A 16,282-nucleotide genomic window follows, 5' to 3' on the forward strand; every position below is an offset into this window, starting at 1 on the left:
CTTGAGCCATAGGTTATCATTTCAAACATTATTATCTGTAATTATGGGAGGATTTTGCTTTTGCTTTCTGATTAACTAATCCATATACTTAAATTCGTATCAATCCCGCATTTTTTTGTAAGATTGGCATGACCGATAGCCAATCCAACAGATGTGATTTCCATGTGTTTTAGATTGGTGCTATTCCACGTGTTTTTTATCTCCTTGAGATTAGGATGGAATTCATCTATCATTTGTGAAACTTCCTTTTCATCGAAATCAGAAAAGATATTTGGGTATTTATTTTTTAACAATTTTTCAAAAGAGATTTCTCCAATAGACAGTCTTGCTGCCCCTGTGTATACTAAATGTTCGAACAAATTGTAATCTTGAAATGGTATGTGAAATGGTGAAAAGGGGTTAATAAATTTAAGGTAAATATTAAAAATCCCATTGGCAAATTGACTGTTTTTATGCTGATAATTAAATCCTACTTTTTTACAAAAAAATGATAATGATAAAATATCAATCTGTAACTGAGTTAATTTGGGTAATATTTTTAGAGATTCGTCAAGAACAATTTTCTTTAGTGTCATATCGTTTTCTTTTGTTCTTTCTACAAGTATATTAACCAACATTTCTTCTAAATTATCATTACCAGTCCGTGCGTACTCCTTTTGTGCCTCAAATAATGCATATTGCATATCAGGATTTTTCATTTTTTCGATTCCATCAGGATATTGTTTGGACAGCTTCTCTAAGTAATCATTAACTAGTCTTTCTGCACGGGTAGTAGCTAGATCAGCAGCTTGTTGTGATAAGTCTAAGAAATTAGACTTAAATACGTCTATTGCAATGTTTCTGGCCTCGTCTGCTGATACACCAATATTCATAGTTTCAGCCTGATAATTGGTACTATTATCTCCACTTTTTTGCTTCACTAGGATTCCTCTCCTTTTTTTCTGAGTTTATTGTCATGTTCCCAGTTGCCTGATAATTAATTGAGTTTTTTCCTGACTTTTGTACCTGTTTAACTTTTTTTGATTTAGAGATTTGTTTGGTAACTAATAAGCTAAGGATGAAAACACCGATACCACTAAAAATCCATTCTACTGAATCCATAATGTAACCTCCTCAATTTTGTGATTTTTGAATTAGTCATATCCCCTTCAGAAAGGGATGTAAATTTACTTGGGGATTTATATTTAAAGTTTAACTCTTCTTGTTTTACTAAACCAGTTAGCATCATTATATATTTATATTTTATAAAATGAACAACATAAGAGTTTGGGATTGTATATGCTGTTTTGTCATATGAAAGAATTGTTTATAATTTGCTCAATACTTAGAATGCTTTCGAAAATAGGAAGTAGTTCACAAATTAACTTCGTGTATAATCTTAGTTCTACGAGAATATAAACTGCTCTGATAGTAGATTATCATAATAAGTTCTCTACTTTAATAATGTTTGATAATTTGAAAATTACCTATTTTCCCGTTAAAATACTTTTTCGGAAACATTTATTTAGATAAGCTAAATTCGACAAAAAGAACGCCTTTTTGTTAGTAATATCACCATAATTTTTTAACATAGACTAAAACTAAGTAATTTAGTAACTAGTAATAAATATCTTGTAATCACCTTATCAATTATAATTAAATATCGTATTATTAACATCCTTATAGTCTCTACAGATTGATGTAGAGGCTTTTTGTGCCTGGCATGTGCACACATCCTTTTGGGTTCAAGTTCCGCCCGGTGAAAGTTTTGTTAACCGATAGGCAATTAAACTTATATTATAGTTAAATTAAGGTATTTATAGTAAAATAATCTTACAACTATTTTAGGTATGGGGGGTAATAAGATTGATGGCTTTGTTTCTTTTAGGTTTTTTAGCATTGATAGTTTCCATAATTTATCTTGTGTTCCATCTAATTAGTAAGGTGAAAAACAAAGAAAGAACACTTTCAAAAAAAATGTTTTATTCATTATTAATTGGAGGACTTGTTTTAATGATAGTAGGGATAGGATTTTCAGATGATACAGCTGCTGGTCAACTTCAAACAGAACAAGATAAAAATGAAGAATTAACTAAACAGATCGGTTTATTAAAAGAAGAAAATAGTAAATTAAACAGTAAAGTCGAGGAATTAACTGTTAACAATAAAGAAACCAATAGCCAAATTGAAGAATTAAATAGCAAGAAAAAAGAAATAGAAAGTGAGTTAGAAAGTAAAACAAACGAATTAAATGAATTAGAAAATAATGACAAAAAAATTAATGAAGAAAAAGAAGAATTAAATAAGAAAATAGAAAACCTCAATACAGAAATCAATGATCAATCAGACACAATTAATCAACTCAAGGAAGATAAAACGTCTCTACAAACAAAAATTGAAGACTTACAAAATATCGAAGTGGCCAGTAATTCAAGTTCATCAACCTCTGAATCTAACACCTCCTCTAGTAGCAGTAATAATGCTTACTATAAAAACTGTACTGCTGCTAGAAATGCTGGTGCTGCGCCTTTATATACAGGCGATCCTGGTTATGGTTCTCATTTAGATAGAGATGGTGATGGAGTAGCGTGTGAATAACTTAAAGAAACCTTCATCAATACTAAAGAATTACATTAGAATGTAAGTCGTGAAATCTTATAACGTTTCAGTTTCACTAGGTAATAATTTCACATACTAAGCATACAAAAGGAGCTTTAATTGGCGCAAGACTTTGCCTCCAAGCTCCTTTTTTATATTTGGAATTCTCGAATATTCATGCTTATTTCCTTCCAATTAACTAATGATCTAACTTAAATGAAATTATGTGGATGGTAATGATTATTGTCAACATGAAAGGTTGATAAATTTGAACATTGGAGACTTGGAAAGAATGAAATCTAGTTATGGGTACTTATTTGAAATTGAGTATAAAACGAGGAAACAAGCGAAAACTTTATTAGAAAATTTATATGGAGCTAATTCATCAATCATCCTTAGTTCACAATATAAGAATAAATTATCAAATAAGTCATTAGAAAATATGCATTTTCATGAATTAGTAAGTTTATTGAAAATGGTACCAATACTAAAAGAGTCATTTGGAGAAAGTTATATTAGAGACTTAATGCAACTTAATCCAATTAGAAATAAGATTGCACATTGCAGTTTTATTAATGATAAGGAATTTGCCCTTTTGTCCCGCACATATTACCTATATGAAAATAATTTTAAATAAATATTGTAAAAAAAGTAATGGGTTTTTTAGATATTGAAGCGAGCGAATAATATTAATATTCCAAAGTATGTAACTTAGGAAATAAAAGCTAAGGAATGGTTCTTTTGACAATTAATTTAGGGTTATTTGAAGAAATCAAACTTGCCAATAAGAAATATCCAATAAACCAAAAACATTCACCATTACTACCAATCGAATACTCAGAATCCCTAATTCATAAAAGTGCACTCGCAATCGGACAAAAATTCGAGAGGTTACTAGAAGAGGGAAACTTAGATGAGGCAATTACCTTTACTCACCAAGTATTGCAACTTGTTGGGTATGAGAGTGGTGATTTTACTCTACCATTATCAAACATTCTTTATCGATATGACAACCAAGAGATCCCTGAGCTAGAAAACCAGCACTTATCTTCAATAGAACTGATCTCAAACGAAAAGCAGAAGATGAAGAACTTATTTAAATCATTGAAGTTTGAGATGCTAACAGCTGATTCGGTGTCCTTTATGGTGAGCTTCATTCGAATGTCTGGGTTGCAACTGCTTATTCGACCGTTAACGGAGTTGCATCAACGTGGTATTAAGGTGAGGATTCTAACATCACTTTATATGAACGTTACAGAAGCAAAGGCATTGCGTAAACTGCTTGAGTTTTCGAATGTGGAAGTCCGCATCTTTGATTCGGGAAAAGAGTCATTTCATACAAAGGCCTACTTGTTTGAACGTGCTTCAGGATTACATACGGGAATCATTGGTTCTTCGAATTTATCTCATGCTGCCTTAATTAATGGGCATGAATGGAATGTGAAGGTTCCGGACTCTAGTTATTTACCAATCTATAAACAGGCAATGGAAAAGTTTCAGAAGGCATGGGATGATGAGAGATCACACATATTAACAGAAGAATTGCTTGAACGGTATGAGCAGCATTTAGATGAAAAGGAAACGAAGCCTGTCATTCGGCCGTCGTTCCTAATTTCACAAGTGGCAGAAAGTAACGTCTATTACTCACCCGACCCTGATATTGAACCAAATGAAATGCAGAAGAAAGCTTTACAAGCTCTAAAGCAAACGCGTGAAAACGGCAATGGAAAGGGAGTTGTGATTGCGGCAACTGGAACAGGGAAAACGTATCTATCTGCTTTTGATGTTTTTGAATTGAAACCTAAGCGCATGCTTTTTCTCGCGCATCGGGAAGAGTTACTCGACAATGCGAAGGAAACGTTTAAAAAGGTATTTAACAACAATCATTTATGTGGGAAGTTAACTGGAAAAGAAAAAGACATACATAAACCGTTTTTATTTAGTACGGTTCAGTCACTTCATTCTAAACAGGTGCTACATCAGTTTCATCCGAATGAATTTGATTACATTATTGTTGATGAATTTCATCATGCTGAGGCACCAACCTATTTGAAGATCCTTCACTATTTTGAACCAACCTTTTTGCTAGGGTTAACAGCAACACCTGAACGAATGGATGGTCGGGATGTGCTTGCACTTTGTGATTACAATGTAGTGTATGAAATACGATTACGCGATGCTCTTGAAGCGGAATTACTGGCACCTTTTCATTACTTTGGGTTAGCGGATGATACGGTGGATTACAATGAAATAGGGTTGCGAAATGGATTATTAGATGAACGCCAACTTGTAAAAGCGCTAAAGACAAATGAGCGTGTCGATTATGTCCATGAGATGATCAAGCGTTATGGGTTTGATGGGGAGCAGCTTATTGGGTTAGGCTTTTGTGCAACGATTGAGCATGCGATGTTTATGAGCGAATCGTTTAACCGTTTAGGCTATGTAACGAAGGTGCTCACAGGAAATGATTCTCCTGAATATAGAAGACTGGTTGTTCAGCAGCTTGAAGATACCGAAGATCCGCTGCAAATGATTTTCTCAGTAAATATTTTTAACGAAGGAATAGATATTCCTCGACTCAACCTGATCTTATTTCTAAGACCAACTGAATCATCCACAGTTTTTATTCAGCAGCTTGGAAGAGGTTTACGAAAGGTCGAAGGGAAAGAGTTTGTCACTATACTCGACTTTATTGGAAACTATCAAAAGTCGTTTATCGTTCCTTTGGCGCTTGCTGGTGAGACCAATTCACGTGCGTTTGATAAGGATTCACTTCGTATTGCTGTTCAGCATGAGTTTGCTGATCTACCTGGCGCGTCATATGTTGACCTTGACCAAATTTCTCAAAAGCGTATTTTAGAAAAGATCGATAGTATTCGAATGGATTTGCTTGTGATCCTAACAAGTCTTTATGAGCAGTTTAAGCGAGAACTTGGAAGATCCCCAGAGCTAATTGACTTTCTTTATTCTGAGAGTGCCCCGAACTTGCATTTCCTTGTAAAGAGGTTGGGGTCTTGGGTGAAAACGAAGAAAAAAATGAAGGATCTTTCTACAGTAGATGAAGTTATTTTAGAAAATGAACAGGTAAATGAGCTGTTTGAGCGAATGGAGAATATGTATCCAATAAAGTGGCCGTATGAGTTAGCCATTTTGGAGGCTGCAAATGAGGTTCCTGTTGTTCATCAGTCAGACGTTTTTCGTATTATCCAGCGTTGTTTCGGTATTCTACCGGATGAAGAAAAACATCGTAGCTTAATTAACGATGCAATGGTGAAGCTAACTCAAGGATATAAAAAGCATAAACATGTGATTGGGATTATTGAAAATGATGGCTTTAGGATGGATAAATGCTTATCTGAAGCCTTATCAATTAAGATTGTTCGTGAAAAATTCATGGAACGGTTAGAATATGGGATTGTCGAGTTTCGTCGTACGTTTAAACCAGATCGTTTTCTGGGAGAAGGCGAGCGTGTCATTCCTTATCAAAACTATTCGCGTAATGATTTGATCTTTTTGTTTCAAGCAGGAGTCCAGGAAGGAACTTGGCGTGAAGGTGTAAGTCGAGTTGGAAACCACTATTTGCTTTTCATAAACTTAAACAAAGATGAAGCCGTATCGGATCACCTTCACTATAAGGATTATTTTATCGATCAGCGTCACTTCCATTGGCAAAGTCAGAACCAAACGTCCCACAGTTCATCTGTTGGACAAGCTTATGTTCATCATAAGGAAAAAAATATTCACATCCACTTGTTTGTAAGGAAGTTTAATAAAATGCACGGGATATCTTTGCCTTTTACCTACTTAGGTGAGATCGACTATGTTTCAAGTCATGGAGATAAGCCGATGAGCATTAAGTGGAGGCTTCATCATCCCGTGCCAGAGGATCTGTTTATAGATTTAATTCGATAAAAGCTTATCGATTGTTGGAATATCAGCGGGAGCCCATTCAAGAGAACGCAAATCATTCTTTGAAACCCACTCCAACTTAGCGTGTTCTTTTGCTTTGGGTTCACCGTTAATAATAGTTGATTCATATGTAAGTAGATTAACAATGACGTTAGGGTATTCATGAACAACTTCTTCTACTTTTTCTTGAACCGAAATTTCGCAGTCTAGTTCTTCCTCAATTTCGCGTATTAACGTTTGTTCAGGTGTTTCCCCTTCCTCAATCTTCCCCCCTGGAAACTCCCATAAATTTGGTAGAGACATCGTGGGAGAGCGAAGAGCACAAAGGAATTCATCTTGTTGGTTGCGAATTACCGCACCGACGACTTTTACTTTTTTCATGATTTGTTAGCAACTCCTTAATCATAATTACTCTATCTATATTATCATTGAATTATATCAAATTGCGAAAGGTGGATGACAATGCCAACTTACAACAAGCTAATCAGAGACCGTATCCCGGAGATCATCAAAGCGACTGGAAAAGACTTTAATATCACAACGTTAAGTGACTTCGAATATAAGGAAGAACTACAATCAAAATTAAAAGAAGAGCTTCAAGAGTACCTTGAAGCAGATGGAGATAGTCATTCCATTGAGGAACTAGCAGATATTCTTGAGTTAATTCATGCGCTTACGACGGTACATCATTCTTCCTATGAAGAACTTGAACAGGTGCGAAAAGAGAAGAAAGAGAAGCGTGGCGGATTTGAAGAAAAGATTTTTCTGATTGATGTAGAAGATGAGTAAGATACAACTTGTTACTGAAAGACTTATTGATCATTTAGTACCAGAAATCGAGTCAGCCGATTCAATTTATATCCTGACTTCATTTGTAATGAAGTCAGGGGTGGAGCTTCTTTATCATCATTTGAAATCAGCGTTAGCGAGTGGAAAGACGGTAAAGCTCTGTGTAGGTGATTATTTGTTCGTCACGCAACCGGTGGCCCTTGAAAGACTGCTGGAACTGGAAGGCATTGAGCTTCGCTTATTTCAAAGCAACGGCCGATCCTTTCATCCAAAAGCATACTTGTTCGGAAGTGAGTCGGAGACGGGTTCTTTCCTAGTTGGTTCGTCTAATCTATCACGATCGGCTCTAACGAGTGGTGTGGAATGGAACCTGTTCTTACCTGAAAGCAGCTCACCATCAACATACCAGGAAGCGGAAGATTTATTTTTACATACGTTTTATCACGACAATACTATTCCATTGAATGAAGAATCCATTCAATTATATAAAGAGCGTTATGAGAAGTATCATGAAAAGTACCCAGATCTCCTGCAAAAGTGGAGCAAGTTAGAAGAAGTGGAAATGACGGTTGGTACTCCAGATCAAACTAATACAATTCACGAAAGTAGATTGCCGTACGGAATTGAATTTGAAAGTGTTCTTGAGCCAAGACCAGCTCAACTTGAAGCTTTGGAAGCTCTCGAAGCAACCTTGGAAGAAGGTTACACCAGGGCGATGGTTGTCCTACCGACTGGAATTGGGAAAACCTATCTGGCTGGATTTTTTGCACGTTCTTTTAAACGAGTCCTTTTTGTTGCGCACCGAGAGGAAATTTTGTATCAGGCTAAGAACTCATTTCAGCATGTCCTTCCTGATCGCTCTACTGGAATTTACAATGGACGAGTGAAAGATAAGGCTGACATGCTGTTTGCTTCTGTTTTTACAATTGGTCAGAAAAAGAATCTAAAGCAATTTATCCCAGATGAATTTGACTTAATTGTTGTAGATGAGTTTCATCATGCTGCTGCCAACTCGTATCAAGGAATTATCGATTATTTCACACCAGAGTTCTTACTAGGGATTACTGCTACACCTGATCGAATGGATAGTAAAGATGTTTATGGGATATGCGGCGGTAATGTGGCGTATCAAATGCATTTTATTGAGGCTATTCAGAACGATTGGTTAACGCCATTTCGGTATTTTGGTGTTTATGATGAAACGGATTATTCAAAAGTTACTTGGCTTGGGAATAAGTACGATCAAGAAGAGCTACTAGCAGCACAGTTAAAAGATAAAGTAGCGGACAAAATCCTTCGTGCATGGGTAGAACACAAGCAGTCACGTTCACTTGGATTTTGCTCATCGATTGTACAAGCGAATTTTCTAGCAGAGTATTTTAATGACAAAGGTTACAAAGCGATAAGCTTGCATTCAAAGTCACAGAACTACTCGAGAAAAGATGCGATTGATGCATTAACAAATGGTGATGTCGATATTATCTTTACTGTCGACCTATTTAATGAGGGGGTAGATATTCCTCCGGTTGATACACTTTTATTCGCAAGACCAACTGAATCTTTAACGATATTCACGCAACAGGTTGGGAGAGGTCTTAGGCTACATAATGGAAAAGAATACTGCAATATCATCGATTTGATCGGAAACTATCGAAATGCGGATATTAAGCTTTCATTGTTTGATACTTCGCCAGAACAATCAGGTAAGAAGAAAACAATTGAACCAGTTGTACCTTCAAACTGTGAATTAAATCTTGATCTAAAAGTGGTCAATCTACTTAAGGAATTGAATAAGAAGAGGCAGCCAAGGAAAGAGAAGCTTTTTGATGGGTATCAAGATTTGAAGCTAGAGCTTGGTAGACGTCCAAGTTATTTAGAACTTCATTTGTATGGCAGAGAAAATAGTCGAGAGTATCGACAGGAATTCGGCTCTTATCCAGGATTTCTGCAATGGGCAGGTGAGTTAGCTCCTTTTGAGGAAAAAGTATACAGAGATTATGAAAACTGGGTTAAGGAAGTAGAACGAACCGGAATGGCAAAAAGCTACAAGATGATCGTTCTTCAATATATGTTAAGTAAGGGAATGGAGAATTGGTTAGCATCTGTCACTCCAAAAGAAGTCGCTCCATATTTTCATAAGTATTTGACTGAAAAAGAGTATCGAAGGAAAATCGATTTCTCGGATAAAGGGTCTCGAGCCTTGTGGGAATATGATGAGGGGAAGGTTGCTAGATTAATTGCGAGAATGCCTATGACGAAGTGGAGTGGGAGTTCTAAGGGATTGGTTGTATTTAATGATGAAACTTTTTCATTTGATTTGGAATTGGATAATAAGGAAGAGAACGAGTTGCTTTATAATTGGACGAAAGAGATTTGTGAGTATCGGTTGCATGAGCATTTTGAGAGGAAGGCGAGATGATATCTCGTCTTTTTAGTATATAGTACCCGATAGCTTAATAGCATTTGTTAAACTATGGAAGTGAATTGAAAACTTATAGGGAGATGAAAAGCATGCCAAACTGGGTCTTTCAAGGAAACCCAAAGCATTTCGATGTCGATACATACATAAGGGCAAACAAAATCGTAGAATGGAGTATTCGTCAAAAGAATTTTGTTGATGAAATAAAGCCTGCTGATAAAGTGTTCATTTGGCGCTCGGACGGTGAAGAACGAGAATCGGGAGGAGTTATTGCTTTCGGTGAAATTGTATCTGATCCATTTGAATATGATGATGACGTTAAGGTTAAAGTGAAAATAGAAGAATTCCGTCTTTATCAAGAAGAAAGAATGTTACCACGTGTACAATTAAGAGATTTACCTCAAACGATGAACATGCAAATTTTTCGGATGCGTCAGCATACAAACTATCGATTAAAGGATAATGAATTTGAAAGCTTGCTGGAATTATGGGAAGAACCAGAACGATTAACTACATACATGGAGTTACCTAAAATTGATCGGTTTTTGTACGTGTTTAAAAATGAAGCAAAACAGTGGTTTCAGGATCATGACTATTTATGGGAAAGCTATAATTTTTATGAAAGATTTAAAAAACGGGAGCATATTGATGCTCTAGAATGGAAAGATATTCAGGAACTTGGGGATCATGTGAATGCCTTTCGAATGGCATTAGCTCGAAAGCGTGCTCTTGGCTATATGAATGCATCGATTAATAAGTACAGAGCTAGTTTTTATTATCTGATCTATGGACAGGATTCAATTGAATATCGAATGAATCAGTTTTTAACTAATGATTCATACAATCTTTTCGGGTTCGGAGCTAGTGTGCTAAGTGAGCTTGTTGGTAATCTTTTTCCAGAAGAATACTGTTTCTATAATCAACGAGATAAAGTAGCGGTTGAAAATATTTTAGAATTACAACCAGACTATACGCGAGGGGATACGTTTGCAGGAAAGTTTATGAAGTTCCAGAAAAGTCTGCAGGATAATCGAGTGAAAGAGAAATACTTGGAGATCGTTGGTAAACAGACAGATTTACCTATTTATTATGAAATTGATCAATTTTTCAGTTACCTCTATGAACAGTTTGCTAGTAATGAAGAAAATGATGTGGAAGAAGGTCCACAATACTGGGTTCTTGGTGCAGGAGAACAGAGTTTTATGTGGGAAGACTTCCTAAGAAATGAGCAAATTTCAATTGGTTGGAGTGAACTTGGTGATTTAAAGCAATATAGCAGCAAACGAGAAATTGCAGAAAAACTTCGTGAGGTAAAAGGTCTCGGTCATAATCCTAACAACGATGCACTTGCAAACTATCAATTTACTTATGAAATGGAGATCGGAGACTACGTGTTTATTAAGAAAGGCAATTCAAAACTAGTCGGCTATGGCAAAATTTTATCGGATTATCAGTTTGATGAGAGTCGAGAGAAGCATGCCTCAATTCGAAAGGTCGAATGGCTTTCTACTGGAGAGTGGGAGCTAAAAGACGTAAAATTCCCGACAAAAACGCTCACTGATTTTCCTCTTGAAGGTGCTGAAAAAGTTCTTACAGTGATAGGGGATAAACGAGTGACCTATCCAGAAGCAAAAGATACTGGTTCTTTGGTAAAGGAAGCAGCTGCTTACACGTCAGAAAACATATTGGCGGAAGTTTTTATGGATGGAGATAAAGTACAAGATATACTTGAAACGCTGGATTATAAACAAAATATTATACTTCAAGGTCCTCCAGGCGTTGGAAAGACCTTTGTGGCAAAGCGTCTCGCTTATCTTCATATGGGAAAGAAGGATGAGAGTAAAATAGAAATGCTTCAGTTCCATCAATCATATTCATATGAAGAATTCATTCGTGGCTATAAGCCAGATCGAGAAGGTCGCTTTACGTTAAAGGATGGTATTTTCTATTCTTTTTGTCAGAAAGCGATTGAGTCTCCTGAAGAAAACTTCTATATGGTGATAGATGAGATCAATCGAGGCAATTTGTCTAAGATTTTTGGAGAACTCATGATGTTAATTGAGTCAGATAAACGTGGAAAAAAGTTTTCTGTAAAGCTTGCGTATAGTGATGGAGAAGAATCTTTTTATATTCCTAAGAACATTTATCTTATTGGAACGATGAATACAGCTGATCGCTCATTGGCACTTGTGGATTATGCATTAAGAAGACGCTTTTCATTTGTAGACGTAGAGACTGGGTTTGAAACAGGTGCTTTCCAGAATCACTTGAGAAAAAAGGGGGTTAGCCAGGGATTTGTGGATAAAATTGTAACAGCTATGAATGATGTGAACGAGGAAATTGTAAGAGACGAAGCAAACCTCGGGAAAGGCTATGAGATCGGCCATAGTTACTTCTGTCCAACAGGTGAAAAAGTGGAAGATGAACAGAAGTGGTATGACCGTATCATACGTTTGGAAGTTGCTCCACTTCTTAGAGAATATTGGTTCGATGAGGAGGAGAAAGTGAATGAGCTCCTTGGCCGAATCAAGTAAAATCCCAATAAAGAACTTGTACTACATGCTCTGCTATTCTTGGGACCATTTGAGTGAAATAGGGGAGGCAACTGTTGCTGGAGACGATGATAAAGATTTACCTAACCTTCTTACTAGAATACTGATTGGTAAGTTACGCTCCCTTATTAAAAGAGGTTTTTATAGAGAATATGTAGAGCTTGAAGAGGAAGCATCGACTTTAAGAGGAAAAGTACTATTCAGCGAATCAATCGCAACAACTTCGTTCAAACGCGGTAAGATGCATATTCTTTATGAAGAAATGAGCCATGATATTCTTCATAATCAATTGATTAAAGCAACACTTCTGCAATTAGTAAAGATGAAAGAGTTGGACGATGATTTACGCAAAAAAGTAAGCAAATTAACGAGTTATTTTCATGAAGTGACGCCTATTAAGCTGAACCGTGATCTTTTTAAGAATATTAAGCTACATCGAAGCAACCGGCATTATCGGTTTGTTCTTGATATTTGTCAATTTCTTATGGAATCAAGTCTATTAATTGAAGAGGGTCAAACGAGTCAATTTGCAGATTTCTATCGTGATCCAAGGGAAATGGCGATGTTATTTGAGAATTTCGTTAGAAACTTTTACCGAAATGAATTACCCTTTTATCAAGTTAGTCGTGAAACAATCTATTGGCAGGCTGAAGGAAATAATGATAAGTATCTTCCACGAATGCAAACGGATATTACGTTGAAAGATAATGAGAGAAAAATCATAATTGATACGAAATACTACCAACATACGCTGACTTCTAATTATGGTTCTCAAAAGGTTCATAGCGGTAATCTTTATCAGCTTTATGCTTATTTAAATAACCAGCAAAGTCCGCTTCCAACAATGGGTATGCTTTTATATCCAGAGGTGAATCATACCTTAGATTTGAATTATCAAATTCAGGGGCACCGAGTTCAGGTTTGTACGGTCGATTTGAATATGGGGTGGAGGAAGATTCACGAGCGATTAATAAATATAGTAACTCAATAAATTGATATTACATTATAAATAAGATTGTTAAGGTGAAATATATGTCAGGGTGCATTAACTCTTATAAACTATCAATGTTGTGAATAACTCTAAAGGGGAGAAGGTAAATGGGTCAGATACTTCATGTTAAAAAAAGTCTTGATAATTTACAAAAGATCTACTCAGAAAATCTTTTAGCACCTTTAATTTCAGAAGAAATATATACATGTTTATATCAGGATAAAGCTGAAGATGTTAAGAAGAAGATGGTGGAACTTGATTTTGATTTTATTGGTGTTGAAAAAGAGGGCATTGTAATTGGGTATATAAAAAAAGATGAATTAAGAGAGGGATATATTTCTCAATTCGTTCACAATTTCGACCTAAGTGATCTGATTTCAGAATCCACTTCTCTAATTGATTTATTAAAAATTATGAAAAATACTAATCCAATATTTGTGCTTGAAATGAACAGAGTAAAAAAAATTATAACAAAATCAGATTTGCAAAAACAACCTATACGGATGTTGGTGTTTGGGTTAATATCATTACTTGAAATGTTTTTACTAGACTTAATAAATCAAGAGTATCAAGATGAAAGATGGAAAGATCATTTAACTGATGAAAGACTTCAAAAAGCTATTGACCTATACAATATAAGGAAAGAAAGAAACGAAGGAATTGGGTTAATTGATTGCTTGCAGTTATCTGACAAAGGTCGGATTATAAAACATTCTCCAGAGTTAAGAAAGTTATTGAATTTTAATTCCAAAACTAAGTTAAATAAATTTTTTGATGGAATCGAAGAACTGCGTAATAACACAGCCCACTCACAAGAATATGTTTATCAAGACTTCAACGAGTTTTTGAATAAAATCACTAGAGTACAAGAATTATTAAGTCTATTGGATGATGAACGTAAGCATAACAGGCAACCCTAATATTATTGAAGAGATAATGAAGATTTTTACTAACGCTACCATACCAATTAGTTAAAATAATCAATAAGTCATCCTCTTACCCCTAAACTTTGCACCTATCCAAGCCGATGGAAATAAATGTAGGTTATTAATCGGTAGATAGGAGCAAACATTATGTTATTTTTATTTCTTCAATTCTTGATATTCTTTCTATTATTTTTCGTATTTCTTCCCTATCTTTTTATCAAAGCACTTTTTAAAAGCAAACATAGGGTCTCTAAGGGACAGGCGGGGGAGAATCTCGTTCGTCGGTATATTGAGAAGTTGACCGAAATTGAAAGCTATCAGATTTCCGCAATTCATGATTTATACATACCAAAGGGTGACGGCACGACAAGTCAGATTGATCATGTAATGGTGACGGATAAGGGATCTTTGTGATTGAAACAAAGAACTATGAAGGCTGGATTTTTGGAAGTGAGAAGGCGCGTTACTGGACGCAAACGATATATCAGCATAAGCAGAGGTTTCAAAATCCTCTTCATCAAAATTACGGACATATTGAGTCGCTTAAAACTTTTTTGGGAGAGAAGTATTCTGAAATTCCTTATTACTCTGTCGTGATTTTTACAAACCGTTCTGAGCTGAAGCTTAAGGGACCTTTCCAAAATAGTGATGTGATTCATCCAGAGGATTTGAAACGGATTGTTGATCAGTATCCTGGTGATGTTCTTCCTTTGTTTTCACAACAGGAAATACGTGTGAAGCTGAAGGTGCTTGAAAAGCGGGATAAGGAAAATATCAAGGAAGTGCAGCAGGCGCACATTGATGGGATCCGTAGGCAGAAAGAGATTAACCAGACGAAGGTGAATGCGAATATTTGCCCGAAGTGTGGCGGGCAGTTGGTGCAGCGGACGGGGAAGATGGGCGAGTTTCTTGGGTGTTCTAGTTTTCCGAAGTGTCGGTTTGTTGCGTGAGGGATGAATCGTGAGAAGTGGATTTTATATACTTTATCTTTGGCTATGTTAAATGACGCTGTTGATAAATGTGGTAAAATTAAACTATCAAAGTAATGGATAATAAAAGTGGTAGAAGAAATATGGATCCTGTTTTACTTTTTCTTTTGATTTTTTTAACATTACGAAATTTCCCTATTATAGGAGCGTTCTAATATGAAAACGAAAATGAACTATTTCATCTTACTTTTAACGATCATTTTTATAGTTGGTTGTACCAATTTAGAAGAGGCATCCAATAAAGATGCAGAAACAAATACACAAGAAGTAAGTACAGTTGAAACAAATGAAAATAGTGAAAAAGAAGAAACGAACACTACGGTTGTTGATGAACCAGTAGAAGAGGAAACACCAGACCCAACAGTTGATGAACAGTTCGCAGGATACGAACTTATTGAAGTTGATGGTGGAGATTTGTCTGGACATCGAGAACCTAACGTCGTCGTGGATATTGGTTACGGTGACCGTGAATATTGGGCATTTACGAATGAATACGGACAACTCGTACGTGTCGTTGCTGACGAAATCATTCTACAAGATGATCGTAACGAACCTGTATTATCGTCTGGCAGATACTATTCTGATGAGGCCAAGGTTCCGGGCGTCGAGAGTGATGTTTTAGATGAAGGACATATCATTGCTGATTCTCTTGGAGGGGTATCGAATGCTTATAACATTACCCCACAAGAGAGTACACTCAACCGACATGGTGATCAAGCTTATATGGAAGACGCGATCCGTAGCGCAGGTGAAGCTACTGATTTCGAAGCCATTATCACATATCCGGATACAGAAAAGCAGATACCTTCAAGTTATGAGTACACGTATACGTTGAACGGAAATGAGATCGTTGATACATTTGATAATGTGAACCCTGATGAAGTTAACGCATCGCTCGGCTTAACTGAGAGTGAGCCTGACGATTCAACTCCTTCAGACACAGAGGGTGATATTTCTAGTATTGATACAAACGGTAATGGACAAGTGACGATTAAAGAAGCAGAGGCAGCAGGTTATAGTATGCCGATCATGAGTGATCATTGGTTATATCCTTATATGCGTGATAATGATAACGACGGTATGGTTGGTGAATAAGAGTCTAATCGCTTCGCCGGGACGGTTCTTATGAT

Annotated in this window: 13 protein-coding genes and 1 pseudogene; 11 read left to right on the top strand and 3 right to left on the bottom strand. The window is 36.1% G+C overall.

The features are described from left to right. Positions 1-71: 71 nt before the first annotated feature. Positions 72-920, bottom strand: coding sequence for an LPO_1073/Vpar_1526 family protein (locus IQ283_RS14040; RefSeq protein ID WP_194220762.1), 849 nt, complete (start codon positions 918-920; stop codon positions 72-74). Next, complete coding sequence (locus IQ283_RS14045) at positions 898-1,101, bottom strand: hypothetical protein (RefSeq protein WP_194220763.1); 204 nt, start codon at positions 1,099-1,101, stop codon at positions 898-900. Before IQ283_RS14045 ends, IQ283_RS14040 begins: the two co-directional genes overlap by 23 nt. Positions 1,102-1,848: 747 nt before the next feature. Here IQ283_RS14045 and IQ283_RS14050 point away from each other — a divergent pair. The 3 genes from IQ283_RS14050 (at position 1,849) to IQ283_RS14060 (ending at position 6,489) form a co-directional block, all read left to right on the top strand. Beyond that, positions 1,849-2,577: an excalibur calcium-binding domain-containing protein gene (locus IQ283_RS14050; protein WP_194220764.1), complete on the top strand. Its 729-nt coding sequence runs from the start codon at positions 1,849-1,851 to the stop codon at positions 2,575-2,577. A 292-nt stretch (positions 2,578-2,869) separates the two neighbouring features. Then, complete coding sequence (locus IQ283_RS14055; protein WP_206759468.1) at positions 2,870-3,214, top strand: hypothetical protein; 345 nt, start codon at positions 2,870-2,872, stop codon at positions 3,212-3,214. A gap of 104 nt (positions 3,215-3,318) precedes the next feature. Further along, on the top strand, positions 3,319-6,489 hold the full coding sequence (locus IQ283_RS14060) for a DUF3427 domain-containing protein (RefSeq protein WP_408962599.1): 3,171 nt from the start codon (positions 3,319-3,321) through the stop codon (positions 6,487-6,489). On the opposite strand, the gene mutT is transcribed toward IQ283_RS14060, so the two are convergent. Then, on the bottom strand, positions 6,478-6,870 hold the full coding sequence (gene mutT / locus IQ283_RS14065; RefSeq protein WP_194222233.1) for an 8-oxo-dGTP diphosphatase MutT: 393 nt from the start codon (positions 6,868-6,870) through the stop codon (positions 6,478-6,480). The two genes, IQ283_RS14060 and mutT, sit on opposite strands and share 12 nt — an antisense overlap. A gap of 78 nt (positions 6,871-6,948) precedes the next feature. Here mutT and IQ283_RS14070 point away from each other — a divergent pair, with 78 nt between their 5' ends. From IQ283_RS14070 to IQ283_RS14105, 8 genes and pseudogenes are all read left to right on the top strand, one after another. Further along, positions 6,949-7,275 (top strand): nucleoside triphosphate pyrophosphohydrolase, encoded by a 327-nt coding sequence (locus IQ283_RS14070; RefSeq protein WP_194220767.1) that lies wholly within the window; start codon positions 6,949-6,951, stop codon positions 7,273-7,275. Beyond that, positions 7,268-9,694 carry a DEAD/DEAH box helicase family protein gene (locus tag IQ283_RS14075; protein ID WP_194220768.1) on the top strand — a complete coding sequence of 809 codons (2,427 nt, stop codon included), beginning with the start codon at positions 7,268-7,270 and terminating at the stop codon, positions 9,692-9,694. Before IQ283_RS14070 ends, IQ283_RS14075 begins: the two co-directional genes overlap by 8 nt. 92 nt (positions 9,695-9,786) lie before the next feature. Further along, positions 9,787-12,228 carry an AAA family ATPase gene (locus IQ283_RS14080; RefSeq protein ID WP_194220769.1) on the top strand — a complete coding sequence of 814 codons (2,442 nt, stop codon included), beginning with the start codon at positions 9,787-9,789 and terminating at the stop codon, positions 12,226-12,228. After that, the gene (gene mcrC / locus IQ283_RS14085; protein WP_194220770.1) at positions 12,203-13,237 is read left to right on the top strand and encodes a 5-methylcytosine-specific restriction endonuclease system specificity protein McrC; all 1,035 of its coding nucleotides are present in this window, start codon (positions 12,203-12,205) and stop codon (positions 13,235-13,237) included. Before IQ283_RS14080 ends, mcrC begins: the two co-directional genes overlap by 26 nt. Positions 13,238-13,344: 107 nt before the next feature. After that, the gene (locus tag IQ283_RS14090; RefSeq protein WP_194220771.1) at positions 13,345-14,157 is read left to right on the top strand and encodes a hypothetical protein; all 813 of its coding nucleotides are present in this window, start codon (positions 13,345-13,347) and stop codon (positions 14,155-14,157) included. 153 nt (positions 14,158-14,310) lie between these two features. Then, a pseudogene (locus IQ283_RS14095) lies at positions 14,311-14,708 on the top strand (nuclease-related domain-containing protein); the annotation flags it as partial. A gap of 294 nt (positions 14,709-15,002) precedes the next feature. After that, positions 15,003-15,113 carry a topoisomerase DNA-binding C4 zinc finger domain-containing protein gene (locus tag IQ283_RS24300; protein ID WP_276511850.1) on the top strand — a complete coding sequence of 37 codons (111 nt, stop codon included), beginning with the start codon at positions 15,003-15,005 and terminating at the stop codon, positions 15,111-15,113. 195 nt (positions 15,114-15,308) lie between these two features. Next, the gene (locus IQ283_RS14105) at positions 15,309-16,247 is read left to right on the top strand and encodes a DNA/RNA non-specific endonuclease (protein WP_194220774.1); all 939 of its coding nucleotides are present in this window, start codon (positions 15,309-15,311) and stop codon (positions 16,245-16,247) included. Positions 16,248-16,282: the final 35 nt, after the last annotated feature.

This window comes from Pseudalkalibacillus hwajinpoensis (genome assembly GCF_015234585.1).
In the GTDB taxonomy this organism is placed as follows: Bacteria; Bacillota; Bacilli; order Bacillales; family Guptibacillaceae; genus Guptibacillus; species Guptibacillus hwajinpoensis_B.

Coding starts and splice junctions, on each gene's coding strand:
- IQ283_RS14055 (WP_206759468.1), top strand. CDS start 2,870: ATGAAATCTAGTTATGGGTACTTATTTGAAATTGAGTATAAAACGAGG.
- IQ283_RS14070 (WP_194220767.1), top strand. CDS start 6,949: ATGCCAACTTACAACAAGCTAATCAGAGACCGTATCCCGGAGATCATC.
- IQ283_RS14090 (WP_194220771.1), top strand. CDS start 13,345: ATGGGTCAGATACTTCATGTTAAAAAAAGTCTTGATAATTTACAAAAG.
- IQ283_RS14045 (WP_194220763.1), bottom strand. CDS start 1,101: ATGGATTCAGTAGAATGGATTTTTAGTGGTATCGGTGTTTTCATCCTT.
- IQ283_RS14075 (WP_194220768.1), top strand. CDS start 7,268: ATGAGTAAGATACAACTTGTTACTGAAAGACTTATTGATCATTTAGTA.
- IQ283_RS14080 (WP_194220769.1), top strand. CDS start 9,787: ATGCCAAACTGGGTCTTTCAAGGAAACCCAAAGCATTTCGATGTCGAT.
- IQ283_RS14050 (WP_194220764.1), top strand. CDS start 1,849: ATGGCTTTGTTTCTTTTAGGTTTTTTAGCATTGATAGTTTCCATAATT.
- IQ283_RS14105 (WP_194220774.1), top strand. CDS start 15,309: ATGAAAACGAAAATGAACTATTTCATCTTACTTTTAACGATCATTTTT.
- mcrC (WP_194220770.1), top strand. CDS start 12,203: ATGAGCTCCTTGGCCGAATCAAGTAAAATCCCAATAAAGAACTTGTAC.